Origin of the sequence: Gordonia hydrophobica NBRC 16057 (genome assembly GCF_001592365.1) — a bacterium.
Lineage (GTDB): Bacteria > Actinomycetota > Actinomycetes > Mycobacteriales > Mycobacteriaceae > Gordonia > Gordonia hydrophobica.
In genome coordinates this window covers 61547-77131 of sequence record NZ_BCWU01000008.1, presented here as the reverse complement: position 1 = coordinate 77131, position 15585 = coordinate 61547, and the positions used below count along the sequence as shown (strand labels likewise).

Below are 15585 nucleotides of genomic sequence, written 5' to 3'. Positions count from 1 at the left end.
TGCGGGGTGACTGACGGGACTCGAACCCGCGACAGCCAGGATCACAACCTGGTGCTCTACCAACTGAACTACAGTCACCATCGGCACGGGACGCAATGTTCACACACTGTTTTCCGAACCGGACTCATACTCTAGCCGGTAACCGGCCGGAAATTCCAATCGGTTTCTGACCAGCGTGTTTACGCAGGCCCCAACTTTTCGACGATCTCGGTGAGTGCCTGCGAATCGGGGCCGGGAGCGGGGACGAACGCGGCTTCGCGGTAGTAGCGGAGTTCGCGAATCGACTCGCGGATGTCGGCGAGGGCGCGGTGGGCGAGCCCCTTCTCCGGCTGACCGAAGTAGATGGGCGGGAACCAGCGGCGGCACAGTTCCTTGATGGAACTGACGTCGACCATGCGGTAGTGCAGGTATGCATTGAGTTCAGGCATGTCGCGGGCGATGAAGCCGCGGTCGGTACCGATCGAGTTGCCCGCGAGGGGAGCGGCGCCGGGGGTGGTGATGTGCTCGCGCAGGTAGTCGAGGACCATCTTCTCCGCCTCGGCAAGCGTCACGGTGGAGGCGCGAACCTCCTCGGTGAGACCGGAGTTCGCGTGCATCTTGACCACGACCTCGGGCATGTTGGCGAGTGCTTCGTCGTCGGCGTGGATCACCACGTCGACGCCCTCGCCGAGAACGTTCAGGTCGCTGTCGGTGACCAGCGCAGCGATTTCGATGAGCTTGTCGGATCCCACGTCGAGGCCGGTCATCTCACAGTCGATCCACACGAGTTTGTCTTGCACTCGATCCACCCTAGTAGTGCTGACTGTTGATCGCCCGTGGGGATCGAGGCCGTCGACTACTCGGCGTCGCCGAGTCGGCTGTAGAACCGTCCGACGATCGGAGCGACGATCGCGCGCGGCGAGTACCCGCCGGCGACGGACATCGCCTTGCTGAGGGTACCGGGGACGATGCGCATCTTGTTGCGGGACAGGGCGTCCAGGCTCATGGCGGCGACCTTGTCGGAGGAGTGCCACAGGAAATCCGGCACCATCTTGTCGACGATCGACTGATCCTCGGGCGCCGGGGTCTGGGTGCGGACCGGACCGGGAGCCAACAGGGTGATGTTGACGCCCGTGCCCTTCAGTTCGCCGCGCAGCGATTCACTGAAGGTGTTGACGAAGGCCTTCGTCGCCGCATAGGTGGCGTTGTTGGGGATCGGCATGTTTCCGGCCGCCGATCCGACCATCAGGATTCCGCCGGACCCGCGCTGCACCATCTGCGGGAGCACGGCGAGGGTCAGGTCGTGCACCGCGTCGGCGTTCAGTCGGACCTGGGCGCGCTCGTAGTGGGGATCGAGGTCTGCGACGGGGCCGAAGGTCGCGATTCCTGCGTTGTTGCAGAGGACCGAGATCTCGCGGTCGCGGAGTTCGTCGCACAGCGTCCGGGTGGCCGCGGGATCGGACAGGTCGACGGCGCGGACCTCGGCCTCGACGCCGTGACTGGACTGCAGTTCGCTCGCCAGCTCCTCGAGGATCTCGCCGCGACGAGCCACCAGGATCACCGAGTGGCCTCGGCGTGCGAGTTCACGGGCCAGCGCCGTTCCGATGCCCGACGAGGCTCCGGTGACGACGGCGCGAGCAGAAGGGCGAGGGGGAATCGGCATGGGCCCATCGTAGTGGCCTGTCGTGGTGCTCGATCCGCTGGCGGCTTCGGCCACCCGGCGTGGTCAATCGAAAAATTGTTCGAAAACCTCTTGACGATCTGTCGCGATAGAAGTAATGTAAATCACAACAACAGGAACACGTGTTCTAATAATCAATTCGAGTGAGGAGGTCGAGGTCATGTCGGATTACGCCACCGCGGTCCTCCCGGACGATCCGGTCGCATTGGCCGCCCTGCTGGTTCAGGTCACCGACGCAGTGCGGACGGCCAACCTCGAGGCTCTCACCGAGGACGAGTTGGTCACCGTCGCCGAAACCGTCGAGCAGGCCCGCCGCAAAGCGGATGCGGCCGACGCGGTTCTGATCACCGCGGTCTCCGACCGGCAGGCGTTCCGCCGCGCCGGCTGGATCCGACTGAACCAGTTTCTCGGCTTCGGTCTCCGCCTGGCTCCGGGCGAGGTCAAACGCCGCACGCTGGCCGCCTCGAAGGTTGCGAACCTGACCAACCTGCAAGGTCAGGTCCTCGACCCGGCCTATCCGGCCACCGCGGCCGCCCTGGCCGACGGTGCCATCTCGACCGCTCACGTCGTCGCCATCCACGACATCGTGCGCCGCATTCCCGACCGCATTCCGGCCGACGTCGTCGCCGACGCGGAGTCGGACCTCGCCACCGCCGCACGCACCCTGGCGCCGACCGACCTCACCCACGTCGGAGTCCGCCTCCTGGCCCACCTGGACCCCGACGGCCAGCGCACCGCCGACCGCGACCGGGCCCGCACCCGCTCGCTGACTCTGGCCCGCCAGGACGCCCGTCTCATGAGTCGCCTCACCGCCGAACTCACCCCGCGACTGCGCGCCAAACTGGACCTCGTCCTCGAGGCCTGGGCGGCCCCGGGATGCAACAACCCGGACGACCCCGACGCGCTCCGCGGCGCGGGTGATGCGCCCGGTGTCGACCCCGCCGTTCGCGACGCGGCCGCCGCCCGCGACCAACGCTCGCCGGCCCAACGCCGCCACGACGCTCTCGAAGCGCTCCTGGACTTCGTCCTCACCCATCCCAGCGGGCTCACCGCCACCGGGAAACTGTCGTCCCAGTTGGTGATCACCACCGACCTGGCCGACCTCGCCGCAGGCGCCGGGATCGCCGTCACCGCCACCGGCACCCGACTTCCGGTCTCCGCCCTCGTGGACCTGGCCGCCGACGCCACCCCGTACCTGGAGGTGTTCGCCGCCTGGGCCCCCATAACCGCGCCGCCTCCACCGGCCCCGCCCGCTGGGACACCACGGTCCTGGGCGACGATGCCGGCGAGAACGCCGGACGTGTCGGCTGGAAGCCCGCCGACCGCGCCGTCGCACCCGCGGTCAACCCGATCCACCACGTCGACCTCCCGCTGCACCACGCGCCACCACCCGCGCGGCCGCCGTCGGCGCGGATCTCCACCGCCGAACACCGGCTCCTGGGTCTGCTCGCCGCGCATCCCGCCTCACCGCTCGGCAGCACCGACCTCCGCTTCCTCCCGACCGCCTCGTAGCCCACGAGGCGGCCGGGGCAGCGGCATGCCCAGACCCGGAGACCCGCTGCCGAGCAGACGGCACTGCGCCCCACCGTGAATCACAGTGGGGCGCAGTCGTTCGCTGAAGCCGGGGAGCCGTTACGGCATACCCGCGGCGACCTCCGTGCCCTGCCGGATCGCACGCTTCGCGTCGAGTTCGGAGGCGAGGTCCGCGCCGCCGATGACATGCGTGATGACGCCCGCCTCGGTCAGCGGATCGACCAGATCGCGGACCGACTCCTGACCGGCGCAGACGACCACGTTGTCGACCTCGAGCACCCGCGTGCCGGTCTCGTTGCCCTCCTTGTCGTGGAGGGTGATGTGCAGCCCGGCGTCGTCGATCTTGGTGTACGTCGCACCCGAGATCTGTTCGACGCCCTTCATCTTGACGGTGGCGCGGTGCACCCACCCCGAGGTCTTGCCCAGCGTCTTACCCTGGCCGCCCGGCTTGCGCTGCACCAGGTACACCTGTCGGGTGGCGGGCAACGGGCGCGGCTTGGTGAGGAATCCGGGGGTGTCGAGATCGTCGGTGACGCCCCACTCCTGCTCCCACTCCTTGAGGTTCAAGGTGGGGGACTCGTCGACCGTCAGGAACTCGGTGACGTCGAAGCCGATGCCGCCTGCGCCGATGACGGCGACGCGCTTGCCGATCTCGCGGTGGCCGAGGACCGCATCGGCGTACGAGACGACCATCGGGTGATCGATGCCCTCGATGTCGGGGATGCGCGGCACCACGCCGGTTGCGACGACCACTTGGTCGAACCCGCCGTCGATGATGTCCTGCGCGGTGACGCGCGTGTTGAGGTGGACGGCCACCTGGTTGATCTCGAGCTGCCGCGAGTAGTAGCGGATGGTCTCGTTGAACTCCTCCTTGCCCGGGATGCGGGCGGCGATGGAGAACTGGCCGCCGATGGTGTCACCACCCTCGAACAGATCGACACGGTGACCGCGCTGGGCCGCCGACACCGCAGCTGACAGGCCCGCCGGTCCCGCGCCGACCACCGCCACGCGCTTGGCGGTGCGCGTGGCGCCGAGGGTGAGGACCGTCTCGCGACCCGCGCGCGGGTTCAGCAGGCACGAGACCTTTTTGCCGACGAAGGCGTGATCGAGGCACGCCTGGTTGCAACCGATGCAGGTGTTGATCTCGTCGGCACGACCGTCACGCGACTTGTTCACAAAGTCCGGATCGGCGAGCAGCGGGCGCGCCATCGAGACGGCGTCGACCTTGCCGCGTTCGAGGATCTCCTCGGCGAAGTCGGGGGTGTTGATGCGATTCGACGCGATCAGCGGGATGTCGACGATCTCGCGCAGTCGCTCGGTGAACTTCACGAACGCGCCGCGCGGCACCGAGGTGATGATCGTCGGCACCTGCGCCTCATGCCAGCCGATGTCGGTGTTGATGGCGTCCACGCCGAGCTCTTCGGCCTTCCGCGCGAGCTGAGCGATCTCGTCGAACGTCTGCCCGTTCTTGACGAAGTCGGCGACGCTCTGGCGCAGGATGACCGGGAAATCGCGCGGAACCTTCTTGCGGATGTCCTTGATGATCTCGACGAGGAAGCGCTGACGGTTCTCGGTGCTGCCGCCCCACTTGTCGGTGCGGTCGTTGGTGTGCGGGCACAGGAACTGGTTGATCAGATAGCCTTCGCCGCCCATGATCTCGATGGCGTCGTAGCCGGCCTGACGGGCGAGCTTCGCGGCCGAGCCGAACGATCGGATGACATGCCAGATGATCTGCTCGGTCATCTGCAGATGCTTGAACGGATGGATGGGCGACGGTTCGCTGCCCGCGGCCACCTTGAGCGGCGTGTAGCCGTAGCGGCCCGCGTGAATGATCTGGAGCGCGATCTTGCCACCTTCGGCGTGCACGGCCTTGGTGAACTCGCGGTGACGCAGCACGTCGGCGTGATTGGTCATCTTGCCTGCGAACGGCAGCAGGAGTCCGGTGCGCGACGGCGCGAAACCGCCGGTGATGATGAGACCGACCCCGCCGCGAGCGCGTTCGGCGTAGTACGCGGCCAACTTGGGCGTGTCCCACAGCCGATCCTCGAGACCGGTGTGCATCGATCCCATGACGACTCGGTTGTCGAGGGTCATGCCGCCGATCGTCAGCGGCTCGAAGAGTCGGGGGTAGTGGACGTTGGGCGCCGTCTGGGCTGTCATGGCGCGACCTTTCTTTTTCGGGGAACGTGCGGGGCTGGAGAATGTGCGGGCTGTGGACTCCGGCGGTCAGGAGGAGGTGCCGACTTCGGCGGCGGTGGTGCGATCGAGTTCGCGTTCGAATCGGGCGAGGACCTCGTCGCACCAGGCGATCGTGTGCTGATGCATCATGACGCCGCCGCGGAGGACCAGATATTGACCGAGTTTGCGGCCGGTCAGCGCGTCGGGGTCGGGATAGTAGTCGCGCTCCCACCCCTGGAAGACGGCGAGCAGGGCGGCCGCCTCCTCACGATGCGCGCGGAGTTCGGCGATGACGGTCGCCAGGTCGCCGAGGTCGGCGGCGCGGAGTTTCAACCCGAGGTCGCTCCGCAGCGGAGCCAGCGGGGTGGGGCTGGCGACCCACTCGGCGAGCATGGCGTGCCCGGCGTCGGAGAGGGAGTACACCTTCTTGTCCGGCCGACCGTCTTGGACCACGGACTCGAAACTCACCAGTCCGTCGGTGTGAAGCTTCTTGAGGGTTCGGTAGATCTGCTGGTGCGTCGCCGACCAGAAGTAGCCGATCGACCGCGAGAACTGCTGGCCGATCTCATAGCCGGTTCCCGGACGCTCGGAGAGCGAGACCAGGATCGCGTGCTCAAGTGCCATGAACCGAGAATAACCATGCACCCACACACTATGCAACAGTTTTCATATGAACCTTGATGTATATGGTCGACGCCGATCCGGAACAACAGCGCCTGACGTCCCGTGACGATGGGGACGTTGGTCGCTTGATCGGCGGAGCCCGGCGGGGTGAGGTGGCGATCACGGGCGCTCGACGGAGATTGCTGCTATGAAAGGGCCGTGACCTCGTTTCGCCGTATCGCCCTTCCCGGAGCCGCCCCCGAAGACGTCCTGTGCCTCGATGACGGGCGGGTGATCACCGGTCTCAACGACGGTCGTCTCCTCGTCGTCGACCCGGCCACCGACGAGGTGACCGTGTTGGCCGACACCGCGGGGCACCTTCTCGGGCTGGAGATCGGCGGCGACGGCGCGCTCTATCTCTGCGACCACGATCGCGGGCTGTTGAAGCTCGAGCAGGGCGGATCGCGCGCGGTCGTCCTCGCCGACACGGTGGAGGGGCGCCCGCTCCGGTTCGCCAGCAACGTGGCTCGGACGGCCGACGGCACCCTGTACTTCTCGTCGTCGTCGCAGAACTTCACCATCGATCGCTGGCGGTCGGACCTGATCGAGCACTCCGGCACCGGACGCCTGATGCGGCTGGCGCCGGGATCCGACGTCGAGGTGCTGCGCGACGACCTTCAGTTCGCCAACGGCCTGGTCCTCGGCCCGGACGACGCGTACGTCCTCGTCGCCGAGACCGGTGCGTCGCGGATCTCCCGGTACTGGCTCACCGGCGACGCCGCAGGCACCTCCGACGTCTTTCTCGACGGACTCGGCGGCTACCCGGACAACATGTCCATCGGCAGCGACGGGCTGCTCTGGGTGGCGCTAGCCTCGCCGCGAAACTCCGTGTTGGAAGGCATCTTCCGGCTGCCGCTCCGAGCTCGGAAGGTGTTGGCGCGCGCACCCCAGAGCATCGGTCCGGCACCGGAGGAAGTGGTCTGGGTCCAGGCCTACCGGTTCGACGGCACCCTGGTGCACGACATCCGGATCGACGATCTGGACTACGGCTTCGTCACCGCGGTCGCCGAACGGGACGGAACGCTCTACCTGGGCACCATCCTCGGGAACGCACTCGGGGTGTTGGACATCCCCGCATGAGCCGGCCTGCGGTGGATCCGGCCGCCGTCCAGACGCACCACCTCGTCGGCGATCGCGGTGATCCGCGCGTCATGGGTGATCAACAGCGTGGTGCGACCGCGTGACAGCGCCGTCAACGGCGCCATGATCTCGGCGACGGACGTATCGTCGAGCGCCGCGGTGGGCTCGTCGAGCACCAGGACCGGGGTGTCGCGGAGAATGGCGCGCGCCATCGCGATGCGCTGCCGCTGACCGCCGGAGAGCTCGAGGCCGTCGCCCGCGAGCGCGGTGTCGTAGCCGTCGGGCAGGGCGGTGATGAAGCGGTGCGCATCGGCGTCGACGGCGGCCGCGATCACCTCGGCGCGGGAGGCCTCGGGTCGGCCGTAGGCGATGTTCTCGGCGACGGTTCCGGGCCGGATGTGGGGGATCTGCGGCAGCAGGGTCACCTGCTCGCGGACGGAGCGGCCAGTGGTCGCGGCGATGTCGTAGCCGTTGATGCTGACCCGTCCGGAATCGGGATCCTCCAGCGCGCCGATCAGCGAGGCGAGCGTCGACTTCCCGGCGCCGCTGGGGCCGGTGAGCGCGGTGATGGTGCCGGGTCGCAACTCCAGGTCGGCGCCTCGGAGAACGTGACGGTCGGAGTAGGTGAAGTGGACGTCGTCGAGCCGGACGACCGCGGTGCCGTCGGGGCTGGCGGGGAGTGCATGCGCATCGGTGCGGTCGGGTCGGTGAACGGGTTCGTCGAGCAGTTCGGTGATGCGCTGGGCGCTGACCGTGGCCTCGGCGACCGACAGCCGGACGTCGGCGACCTCCTGCAGTTTGGGGTACAGCATCGCCAGGTAACCGGTGAGGGCGAGGAGGCGGCCGACGGTCAGGTCGCCGTTGCGCACCTGCCAGACGGCGACGAGGGTGACCACCAGCGAGACGCAGACCTGGGTGAATCCGAGAACGCTGCCGAATCCCGCCTCGATCCGCGTCTGTCGGATGCGGGCCGCCGCCCACCGACGCCCGTCCCGGTGGAGTCGGTCGGCCTCTTCTTGCTGTCGGTTGTACGCGACGGTGGTCTCATGGGCGGCGAGTGCCGCCTGAATGGAGTCGGCGATACCGCTGTTCGCAGCGCGTTCCTCATAGGTCGTGTCGGTCTGTCGGCGCCCGTAGAACGCCGAGACCGCCCACAGGACCGGGCACGCGCCCAGCGCCACAGTGGCGACGAGGGGACTCATGATGAAGGCGGCGACAAGCAGCGCCGCGGCATTGGCGACGGCGACGGCCAGGGACATCATCCCGGTGCCGACGAGGTGTTCGAGGGCCTCCAGATCGCTGGAATGGCGGACCATCAGGTCGCCGAGACCGCGCCGCCGGTGACTGACCGGGGCCAACTTCTGCACATGGGCGAACAGTGTGGTGCGTAGTCGCAGGACGACGTTCTCCGAGGCGACGGTGGCGAGCAGGGTGCCGAAGTATTCGACGGTGACGCTGATGGCGGTCAGCAGGATCCAGACCGCGGCGAGCCGGGTGAAGTCGTTCCATCCGTCGGCGGACAGTGCGCCGTCGACCACGTCGGATAGCACGAAGACGCCGATCGCGTCGCAGCCGGCCGCAATGAGAAGAAGTACGGCGGCGCCGGTCAACCTGAGGCGTTGACCGACGAGGTAAGGGGAGAAGCGGCGGACCGCTGCGACGAAAGTCATGGGTGAAGGCTCCGGAGAAGAGACGACTGCGCCGTGCCGCGGGGGAACGGCACGGCGCAGTCGTGAAGGGCGTGTGAGTCGGCGGTGTCAGCCCACCCAGACCCACTGCCAGCGACGGTTGCGGCTGTCCCAGCGGCGCTGCCGGCGACGGCGCGTCGAGTTGTGCTGGCCACCCTGACGCTGGCGGTTCTTGCTCTGCTGGCTGCTGCCGAAGCTCATCGAGGTAACTCCTGTTTCTGTCGGTGTGATCCGAAGTCGGTGGGGAACGGTGATCGTTCCCTCCGGGTCTTCGGCCGCGGCTCTCGCGTCCGACACGAATGAATCTATGGCCCTGTTCTGTACACGCCCTGCCGTGAACCTGGCAGGCCTCTGGCAATCTGCGAACGCCGAGATCCGTCGTCTCCCCGTCGATCTCACCGCACCGGTGCGCGCTCGGTGAGGTGATCGTCATGCGCGCGTGACGATCCTGGACAGTCGCTGCAATACGGCGCTCTTACGGTCGGTGCCGAAGCATGAATCTCTCGACGTAGGAGGCGATATGGCAGTAGGACGAGGACGCCGCGACGCAGGGCGGGCGCGGACGATCACCGACTGGGATCCGGAGGACACCCTCGCGTGGGAGAACGGCGGAGCGAAGGTCGCCCGCCGCAATCTGGTGTGGTCGGTGATCGCCGAGCACATCGGCTTCTCGGTGTGGACCCTGTGGTCGGTGATGGTGCTGTTCATGCCGACCGACGTGTACGGCATCACCGCGGGCGACAAGTTCCTGATCGGTGCGGTCGCGACGTTGTCCGGTGCTGCCCTCCGCTTCCCGTACACCTTGGCGACGACGCGGTTCGGCGGACGCAACTGGACCATCGCCTCGGCCCTGATCCTGGTGGTCCCGGTCGTCGCGACGATTCTGCTTCTGGCGAATCCCGGTCAGCCGCTGTGGATGTACCTGGTGTGCGCGGCCCTGACCGGTTTCGGCGGCGGCAACTTCGCGTCGTCGATGACCAACATCAACGCGTTCTATCCCCAGCGGCTCAAGGGCTGGGCGCTCGGGCTGAACGCCGGCGGCGGCAATCTCGGGGTTCCTGCGGTCCAGCTCGTCGGACTCCTGGTCATCGCGTGGGCGGGCGACCGCCAGCCGTACTGGGTGTGCGCCGTGTACCTCCTGCTGCTCGCGGTGGCCGCCGTCGGCGCCGCGCTGTTCATGGACAACCTGGAGGGGCCCGGCGTCGACGTCGCCTCCATGCGCGCGGCGCTGGTCGACCGGGACACCTGGCTGATCTCGCTGCTCTACATCGGCACCTTCGGCTCGTTCATCGGCTTCTCGTTCGCGTTCTCGCAGGTGCTGGCACTGAGCTTCCTCGACGACGGGCAGACGCAGGCCCAGGCGGTGCTGCACGCGGCACAGATCGCCTTCCTCGGACCGCTGCTCGGCTCCATCGCTCGGATCTACGGCGGGCGGCTCGCCGATCGCGTCGGCGGCAGCCGGGTGACCCTCGGCGCGTTCATCGGCATGGTCGGCGCGGCGGGCGTCGTGCTGGTCGGCGACTCGATCGCGGTGCAGACCGTCGGATTCGTCGCCCTGTTCGTCCTCTCCGGGATGGGTAACGGATCGGTCTACAAGATCATCCCGTCGGTGTACGAGGCGAAGGCGCGCAGTCTCCCGTCGGGCGGCCTCGAGCCGGTCGCGTACTCGCGGGCGATGTCGGGCGCGGTCATCGGAATCGCCGGTGCGATCGGCGGCCTGGGCGGAGTCGGCATCAACCTGGTGCTGCGACAGTCGTACCAGCAGTCGGGCGGTGCGACGGCGGCGATCATCGTCTTCGCGGTGTTCTATCTCGTGGCGGCGCTGGTGACCTGGCGGGTCTACGTGGTGGTGCCGCGACCGGGAGCCGAGCACGTGCCCGCAGAACCGGTCTCTGCCAAGCTGTCTTCATGAGCGACGACGCATCCCGGAGTACCCCGCAGTCACTGGCGGGGTACTCCGTCGCTGTCACCGCGGCTCGTCGCGCCGAGGAACTGACGGCGCTCCTGGAGCGACGGGGCGCCCGCGTCATTGCCGCGCCGGTCATCGAGATGGTCCCGCTGCCCGACGACCCGGCGTTGCGCTCGGGAACCGACGCGGTGATCGCGCAGCCGCCCCAGGTGCTGATTCCGACGACCGGGATCGGCTTCCGCGGGTGGATCGAGGCCGCGGACGAGTGGGGCCTGGCCGATGAGCTGATGGCGGCCTTCGCGTCGGCGCGGGTGATCTCGCGTGGGCCGAAGGTGACCGGCGCGGTCCGAGCGGCCGGCCTCCGGGAGGAGTGGTCGCCCGCGTCGGAATCGGCGGCCGAGGTGCTGGCGCATCTGCAGTCGGAGGATCTCACCGGATGCCGGATCGCGGTGCAGCGGCACGGAGCGATCGACGGCTGGGACCCGAACCGGGAGCTGATCGACGGCCTGGAGGCGATGGGTGCCGACGTGGTCTCCGTGCCGGTCTACAGCTGGCGGCGCCCGGCCGATCTGACGGCGGTGGACGCGTTGATCGATGATGTCGTCACCGACCGACTCGATGCGGTGACCTTCACCTCCGGGCCCGCGGCGGTGTCGCTGCTGACGCGCGCCGGCCAGCTCGGCGTCCAGGATCGGCTCCTGGCCGCGCTGCGCGGACCGGTGGCCGTCTACTGCGTCGGCCCGGTCACGGCGGCTCCGCTGGCGGCGGTCGAGGTGCCGAGCGCCTGGCCGGAACGGATGCGACTGGGGGCGCTCGCACGCCTGGTGACCGAAGACCTCGCCGAGCGTCGTGCTGACCTCGCCGTCGCCGGTCACCGGCTGGGGCTGCGTGCCTGTGCGGCGGTCGTCGACGGGGAGGTCCGGGAGCTGTCGGCCGCGAATCGACGACTGCTGGCCGCGCTCGGAGGCGACGCCCCCGGCGCGGTGGTGTCGCGATCGGAACTGCTCAGGGTGCTCGGTTCAGACGACGAGCATGCGGTGGAGACCGCGATCGCCCGGCTGCGGGCGGCGCTGGGTCACCGCGAGATGATCGCGACCGTGGTCAAGCGCGGATACCGACTGGCTGTCGACGAGCAGTGACAGCGGGGATCGCACGGGCGGCCCGCGCCGCGACGACACGCGCGCAGGCGAGGTCGACCACCGGGTCGGCGAGGCCGAGCGGGCGCGCGACGACGTCCGCGCCGCTCTGGTCGAGGCGCCGCTGAAACAGTCCGTCGGCCAGCAGATACGAGGCGACGGCGATGGCGCCGCCCGGCGTTCGGCGGCGCAGATCGGCGACGACGTCCGGCACGGATCCGTAGGGGGAGTCGGCCGACGCGCTCGCGAAGGCGATCGACACCGGCGCGTGGACGCGCGCCGCGAGCAGACGCGCGGCACGCTCCACATCGCGGTGCGCCAGCGGATCGGACGAGCCGGCCGCGGCCAGGACGACGGTGCCAGCGCGCGTCGCCCCGGCCTCGGCCAGGCGGATCATGAGGGCTCGCGCCAGTTCCGGTGAGGGGCCCAGTGCGGAGGCGAGGGTCACGGGGCGATCAACCTCCGCGACGTGACGGGGCACGTCGACGCGGACGTGGTGGCCGCGCGCCAAGAAGGCGGGCAGCACGGTGACCGGGCCGTCCGGGAGTGCGGCGAGCATCTCGCTCGGCGACGGGCCCACCACATCGACGAAGCTCACCGCGACCGACTCGCCGAGCCTGCGGGAGACGGCGTGCGCCAGTCGGTACGACGACTCCACGCCGAGCGGATTCCGGGTGCCGTGCGCGACGAGCAGGACGCTCATCGCGGCCCGGCGGTGAGCGGTCCGAATGCCCCACGCCCGAAACCGGTCGGCCGGAAACCGAACCGGATGTCGGGGGAGTTGGCGACGAAGACGGTGCCGTCGAGCCCGATTCGCGTGCCGTACACCGGGATCCGCACGCCGGGGGAGTCGAGGCAGCGGCCGTCGATCAAGCTGAACGCCTGCTTCTTCAACGGGGACGCGACCACGGGGAAGCCGTTCCGGTCGCCGACGATCCCGCGGGACAGGACCGCGGCACGGCCGATGGGGTCGATGTTCCCGACCGCCCGGAGGCTGTCGTCCGCCAGGCGGAACAGTGCCACCTGCGCGCCGTCGGGCAGCAAGACGGCGACGCCGCGCAACCGTTCCAGTCGATCGAGGCGGCACGCCGCGGTCCAGTCGCGGGTCCAACGGTGCAGATCGAAGTCGATGGTCATCTCAGAGCCTTTCGGGTGCGAGAACGGATCGGGGCCTGCCGATCACGAGGAGGCGGGCAGGGTGGGCGAGCCGAGCAGGACGGGAACCCGTCGGCCGTGGCTTTCGCCGAACGCGACCGTGGGGTCCGGGACGTCCGGGGCGTTGACGAAGGAGACGAACCGACGGAGCTTCTCCGGATCGTCGAGGACGCCCTTCCATTCGCATTCGTAGTTCGCGACGTGGCGTGCCATGTCGGCTTCGAAGTCGGCGGCCAGCCCCAGACTGTCGTCGATCACCACGGCCCGCAGCCGCTCGATGCCGCCGTCGAGGTCGTCGAGCCAGGGCGCGGTGCGCTGCAGGCGTTCGGCGGTCCGGATGTAGTACATGAGGAACCGGTCGATGTAGGCGATGAGGGTCGCATCGTCGAGGTCGCCGGCGAGCAGCTGCGCGTGGCGGGGCGTCATGCCGCCGTTGCCGCCGACATACAGGTTCCAGCCCTTCTCGGTGGCGATGACTCCGACGTCCTTGCCGCGGGCCTCGGCGCACTCGCGCGCGCAGCCGGAGACTCCCATCTTGAGCTTGTGCGGCGAGCGCAGCCCGCGGTAGCGCAGCTCCAGATCGATCGCCATCCGCACCGAGTCCTGCTGTCCGTAGCGGCACCAGTCGGAGCCGACGCAGCTCTTGACCGTGCGCAACGACTTCCCGTAGGCGTGACCGGACTCCATGCCGCCGTCGACCAGGCGCCGCCAGATCAGCGGGAGCTGGTCGACCGTCGCGCCGAACATGTCGATGCGCTGGCCGCCGGTGATCTTGGTGTAGAGCCCGAAGTCCTTGGCGACCTCGCCGATCAGGATCAGGTGCTCGGGGGTGATGTCACCGCCGGGCACGCGCGGCACCACCGAGTAGGTGCCGTTGCGCTGGATGTTGGCCAGGAAGTGATCGTTGGAGTCCTGCAACGAGGCCTGCTCGCCGTCGAGGATGTGGCCGGAGCCGATCGACGCGAGGATCGACGCGACCGTCGGTTTGCAGATGTCGCAGCCGGTTCCGGTGCCGAACCGTTCGACGATGCCGGAGAAGGTGCGGATGCCGCAGGCCCGGACCGTTTCGAACAGCTCCGAGCGCGACTGCGTGAAGTGCTCGCACAGGGCGGTGGACTGCTCGACTCCCTCCGCGGCCAGGATCTGCGACAGCAGCGGCACACACGAGCCGCACGACGTGCCCGCGCCCGTGCACGACTTCAACGCGGCGACGTCGCACGCGCCGTCGGCGATCGCCGCGCACAGCTGTCCCTTCGAGACGTCGTTGCACGAGCAGATCTGGGCGTCGTCGCCGAGGGCGTCCACCCCGAGAGCCGGGGCGTCGCCGGCGGGACCGATCAGGCTGACCGGATCGCCGGGCAGGGTGGAGCCGACGAGGGGCCGGAGCAGACCGTAGGCGCTCGCGTCGCCGACCAGCACACCGCCGAGGAGGGTCGACACGTCGTCGGAGAGGACGAGTTTGGCGTAGGTGCCGCCGATCGGGTCGGAGACCACCACGTCGAGCGCGCCGGGGGTGGTGCTGAGGGCGTCGCCGAAGCTGGCGACATCGACCCCGAGCAGCTTGAGCTTGGTCGACATGTCGGCGCCGGGGAACGCCGCGTCGCCGCCGAGGATCCGATCGGCGACCACCTCGGCGGTCGCATAGCCGGGCGCGACGAGACCGTAGCAGCGGCCGTCGATGGCGGCCACCTCGCCGATCGCGTAGACGTCGGTGTCGCTGGTCACGCAGTGCTCGTCGGTGAGCACGCCGCCGCGCTCGGCGACGGCGAGTCCGCAGTCGCGCGCGAGTTCATCGCGCGGACGGACGCCTGCGGCGAAGACGAGGAGCGCCGCGTCGACGACGGTGCCGTCGGCCAGCGTCACGCGGATCCCGGAATCGCCGGGTTCGATGCCGGTGACGCCGGACGACAGCGAGATCTCGATGTCGAGTTCGCCGATCATCCGCGACAGGTGCTCGCCGCCGCCGGTGTCGACCTGCTGCGGCATCAGGCGCGGGTTCACCTCCACGACGTGCGGGGCGAGGCCGAGGAGTCGAAGGGCGTTGGCGGCTTCGAGGCCGAGGAGCCCGCCGCCGACCACCACGCCGACGGGCGTGCTGTCGGACGCGGTGGCGAGGGCGCGTTCGGCGTCCGCGCGGATGGCGTCGAGGTCGTCGAGGGTGCGATAGACGTGACAGCCGGGGGTATCGGCCCCGGCGACCGGCGGGACGAAGGCACGGGACCCGGTGGCGAGCACGAGCGCGTCGTAGCCGGTCTCGCCGCCGTCCGCGGTGTGCACCACTCGATTGGCACGGTCGATGCGCACCACGCGCTGATCGACGTGCAGCTCGACGGAGGGGTCGTCGGGATACTGCGATCCGGGCAGGGCCAGGGCGGCACGGTCCCACGCCCCGACGTAGCCGGACAGTCCGACGCGGTCGTACGCGGCGTCGGACTCCTCGCCGAACACCACGATCCGCCAGTGCGCCTCGGTGTCGCGGGCGCGCAGCGCTTCGATGAACCGGTGGCCGACCATGCCGTGTCCGACGACGGCGACAGTGTTGCTCATGGGTGGGGGACTCCCTTCGAATGATGCTGGGGCGAG

At 69.1% G+C, this 15585-nt stretch carries 13 protein-coding genes and 1 tRNA gene; 4 read left to right on the top strand and 10 right to left on the bottom strand.

Annotation, left to right across the window (positions count from 1 at the left end; all coding sequences use genetic code 11):
* Positions 1-5: 5 nt before the first annotated feature.
* From GH2_RS14340 to cmrA, 3 genes are all read right to left on the bottom strand, one after another.
* A tRNA-His gene (locus tag GH2_RS14340) sits at positions 6-78 on the bottom strand.
* Positions 79-179: 101 nt separating this feature from the next.
* Positions 180-779: an oligoribonuclease gene (gene orn, locus GH2_RS14335; RefSeq protein ID WP_066169602.1), complete on the bottom strand. Its 600-nt coding sequence runs from the start codon at positions 777-779 to the stop codon at positions 180-182.
* A gap of 56 nt (positions 780-835) precedes the next feature.
* Positions 836-1642 (bottom strand): mycolate reductase, encoded by an 807-nt coding sequence (gene cmrA, locus GH2_RS14330; RefSeq protein ID WP_066169349.1) that lies wholly within the window; start codon positions 1640-1642, stop codon positions 836-838.
* Between the two features lie 178 nt (positions 1643-1820).
* On the opposite strand from cmrA, the gene GH2_RS14325 reads away from it, so the two are divergent.
* Positions 1821-3251, top strand: a complete 1431-nt coding sequence (locus GH2_RS14325) for a DUF222 domain-containing protein (RefSeq protein ID WP_066169347.1) — start codon at positions 1821-1823, stop codon at positions 3249-3251.
* 41 nt (positions 3252-3292) lie between these two features.
* Here GH2_RS14325 and GH2_RS14320 read toward each other — a convergent pair whose 3' ends face one another.
* Both GH2_RS14320 and GH2_RS14315 read right to left on the bottom strand, forming a co-directional pair.
* On the bottom strand, positions 3293-5353 hold the full coding sequence (locus GH2_RS14320; protein WP_066169345.1) for an NADPH-dependent 2,4-dienoyl-CoA reductase: 2061 nt from the start codon (positions 5351-5353) through the stop codon (positions 3293-3295).
* Positions 5354-5419: 66 nt separating this feature from the next.
* Entirely contained in the window at positions 5420-5995 is a 576-nt protein-coding gene (locus GH2_RS14315; RefSeq protein ID WP_066169343.1) for a PadR family transcriptional regulator, read from the bottom strand.
* Positions 5996-6193: 198 nt separating this feature from the next.
* Between GH2_RS14315 and GH2_RS14310 the strand changes: the two genes are divergently transcribed.
* Positions 6194-7114 carry an SMP-30/gluconolactonase/LRE family protein gene (locus GH2_RS14310; RefSeq protein ID WP_066169341.1) on the top strand — a complete coding sequence of 307 codons (921 nt, stop codon included), beginning with the start codon at positions 6194-6196 and terminating at the stop codon, positions 7112-7114.
* Here GH2_RS14310 and GH2_RS14305 read toward each other — a convergent pair.
* Together GH2_RS14305 and GH2_RS22135 are read right to left on the bottom strand one after the other, a co-directional pair.
* Positions 7060-8784, bottom strand: coding sequence for an ABC transporter ATP-binding protein (locus GH2_RS14305; RefSeq protein WP_066169339.1), 1725 nt, complete (start codon positions 8782-8784; stop codon positions 7060-7062). The genes GH2_RS14310 and GH2_RS14305 overlap by 55 nt on opposite strands.
* A gap of 87 nt (positions 8785-8871) precedes the next feature.
* Positions 8872-9003: a hypothetical protein gene (locus GH2_RS22135; protein WP_275583855.1), complete on the bottom strand. Its 132-nt coding sequence runs from the start codon at positions 9001-9003 to the stop codon at positions 8872-8874.
* A 319-nt stretch (positions 9004-9322) separates the two neighbouring features.
* Here GH2_RS22135 and GH2_RS14300 point away from each other — a divergent pair, with 319 nt between their 5' ends.
* Together GH2_RS14300 and GH2_RS14295 are read left to right on the top strand one after the other, a co-directional pair.
* Positions 9323-10714 (top strand): MFS transporter, encoded by a 1392-nt coding sequence (locus tag GH2_RS14300; protein WP_066169337.1) that lies wholly within the window; start codon positions 9323-9325, stop codon positions 10712-10714.
* Positions 10711-11850, top strand: a complete 1140-nt coding sequence (locus GH2_RS14295; protein ID WP_066169335.1) for a uroporphyrinogen-III synthase — start codon at positions 10711-10713, stop codon at positions 11848-11850. Before GH2_RS14300 ends, GH2_RS14295 begins: the two co-directional genes overlap by 4 nt.
* On the opposite strand, the gene GH2_RS14290 is transcribed toward GH2_RS14295, so the two are convergent.
* Genes GH2_RS14290 through nirB form a run of 3 tightly spaced genes read right to left on the bottom strand, consistent with a single transcriptional unit; the run spans position 11813 to position 15549 of the window.
* On the bottom strand, positions 11813-12550 hold the full coding sequence (locus GH2_RS14290; protein WP_066169333.1) for a sirohydrochlorin chelatase: 738 nt from the start codon (positions 12548-12550) through the stop codon (positions 11813-11815). The genes GH2_RS14295 and GH2_RS14290 overlap by 38 nt on opposite strands.
* The gene (gene nirD / locus GH2_RS14285; protein ID WP_066169331.1) at positions 12547-12984 is read right to left on the bottom strand and encodes a nitrite reductase small subunit NirD; all 438 of its coding nucleotides are present in this window, start codon (positions 12982-12984) and stop codon (positions 12547-12549) included. Before nirD ends, GH2_RS14290 begins: the two co-directional genes overlap by 4 nt.
* Before the next feature lie 42 nt (positions 12985-13026).
* Positions 13027-15549 (bottom strand): nitrite reductase large subunit NirB, encoded by a 2523-nt coding sequence (nirB, locus tag GH2_RS14280; RefSeq protein ID WP_066169329.1) that lies wholly within the window; start codon positions 15547-15549, stop codon positions 13027-13029.
* Positions 15550-15585 lie beyond the last annotated feature (36 nt).

What these genes read in the sequence shown, in the direction of transcription:
- cmrA (WP_066169349.1), bottom strand. Translation starts at nt 1,642, where the DNA reads ATGCCGATTCCCCCTCGCCCTTCTGCTCGCGCCGTCGTCACCGGAGCC.
- GH2_RS14325 (WP_066169347.1), top strand. Translation starts at nt 1,821, where the DNA reads ATGTCGGATTACGCCACCGCGGTCCTCCCGGACGATCCGGTCGCATTG.
- GH2_RS14320 (WP_066169345.1), bottom strand. Translation starts at nt 5,353, where the DNA reads ATGACAGCCCAGACGGCGCCCAACGTCCACTACCCCCGACTCTTCGAG.
- GH2_RS14315 (WP_066169343.1), bottom strand. Translation starts at nt 5,995, where the DNA reads ATGGCACTTGAGCACGCGATCCTGGTCTCGCTCTCCGAGCGTCCGGGA.
- GH2_RS14305 (WP_066169339.1), bottom strand. Translation starts at nt 8,784, where the DNA reads ATGACTTTCGTCGCAGCGGTCCGCCGCTTCTCCCCTTACCTCGTCGGT.
- GH2_RS22135 (WP_275583855.1), bottom strand. Translation starts at nt 9,003, where the DNA reads ATGAGCTTCGGCAGCAGCCAGCAGAGCAAGAACCGCCAGCGTCAGGGT.
- GH2_RS14300 (WP_066169337.1), top strand. Translation starts at nt 9,323, where the DNA reads ATGGCAGTAGGACGAGGACGCCGCGACGCAGGGCGGGCGCGGACGATC.
- GH2_RS14295 (WP_066169335.1), top strand. Translation starts at nt 10,711, where the DNA reads ATGAGCGACGACGCATCCCGGAGTACCCCGCAGTCACTGGCGGGGTAC.
- GH2_RS14290 (WP_066169333.1), bottom strand. Translation starts at nt 12,550, where the DNA reads ATGAGCGTCCTGCTCGTCGCGCACGGCACCCGGAATCCGCTCGGCGTG.
- nirD (WP_066169331.1), bottom strand. Translation starts at nt 12,984, where the DNA reads ATGACCATCGACTTCGATCTGCACCGTTGGACCCGCGACTGGACCGCG.
- nirB (WP_066169329.1), bottom strand. Translation starts at nt 15,549, where the DNA reads ATGAGCAACACTGTCGCCGTCGTCGGACACGGCATGGTCGGCCACCGG.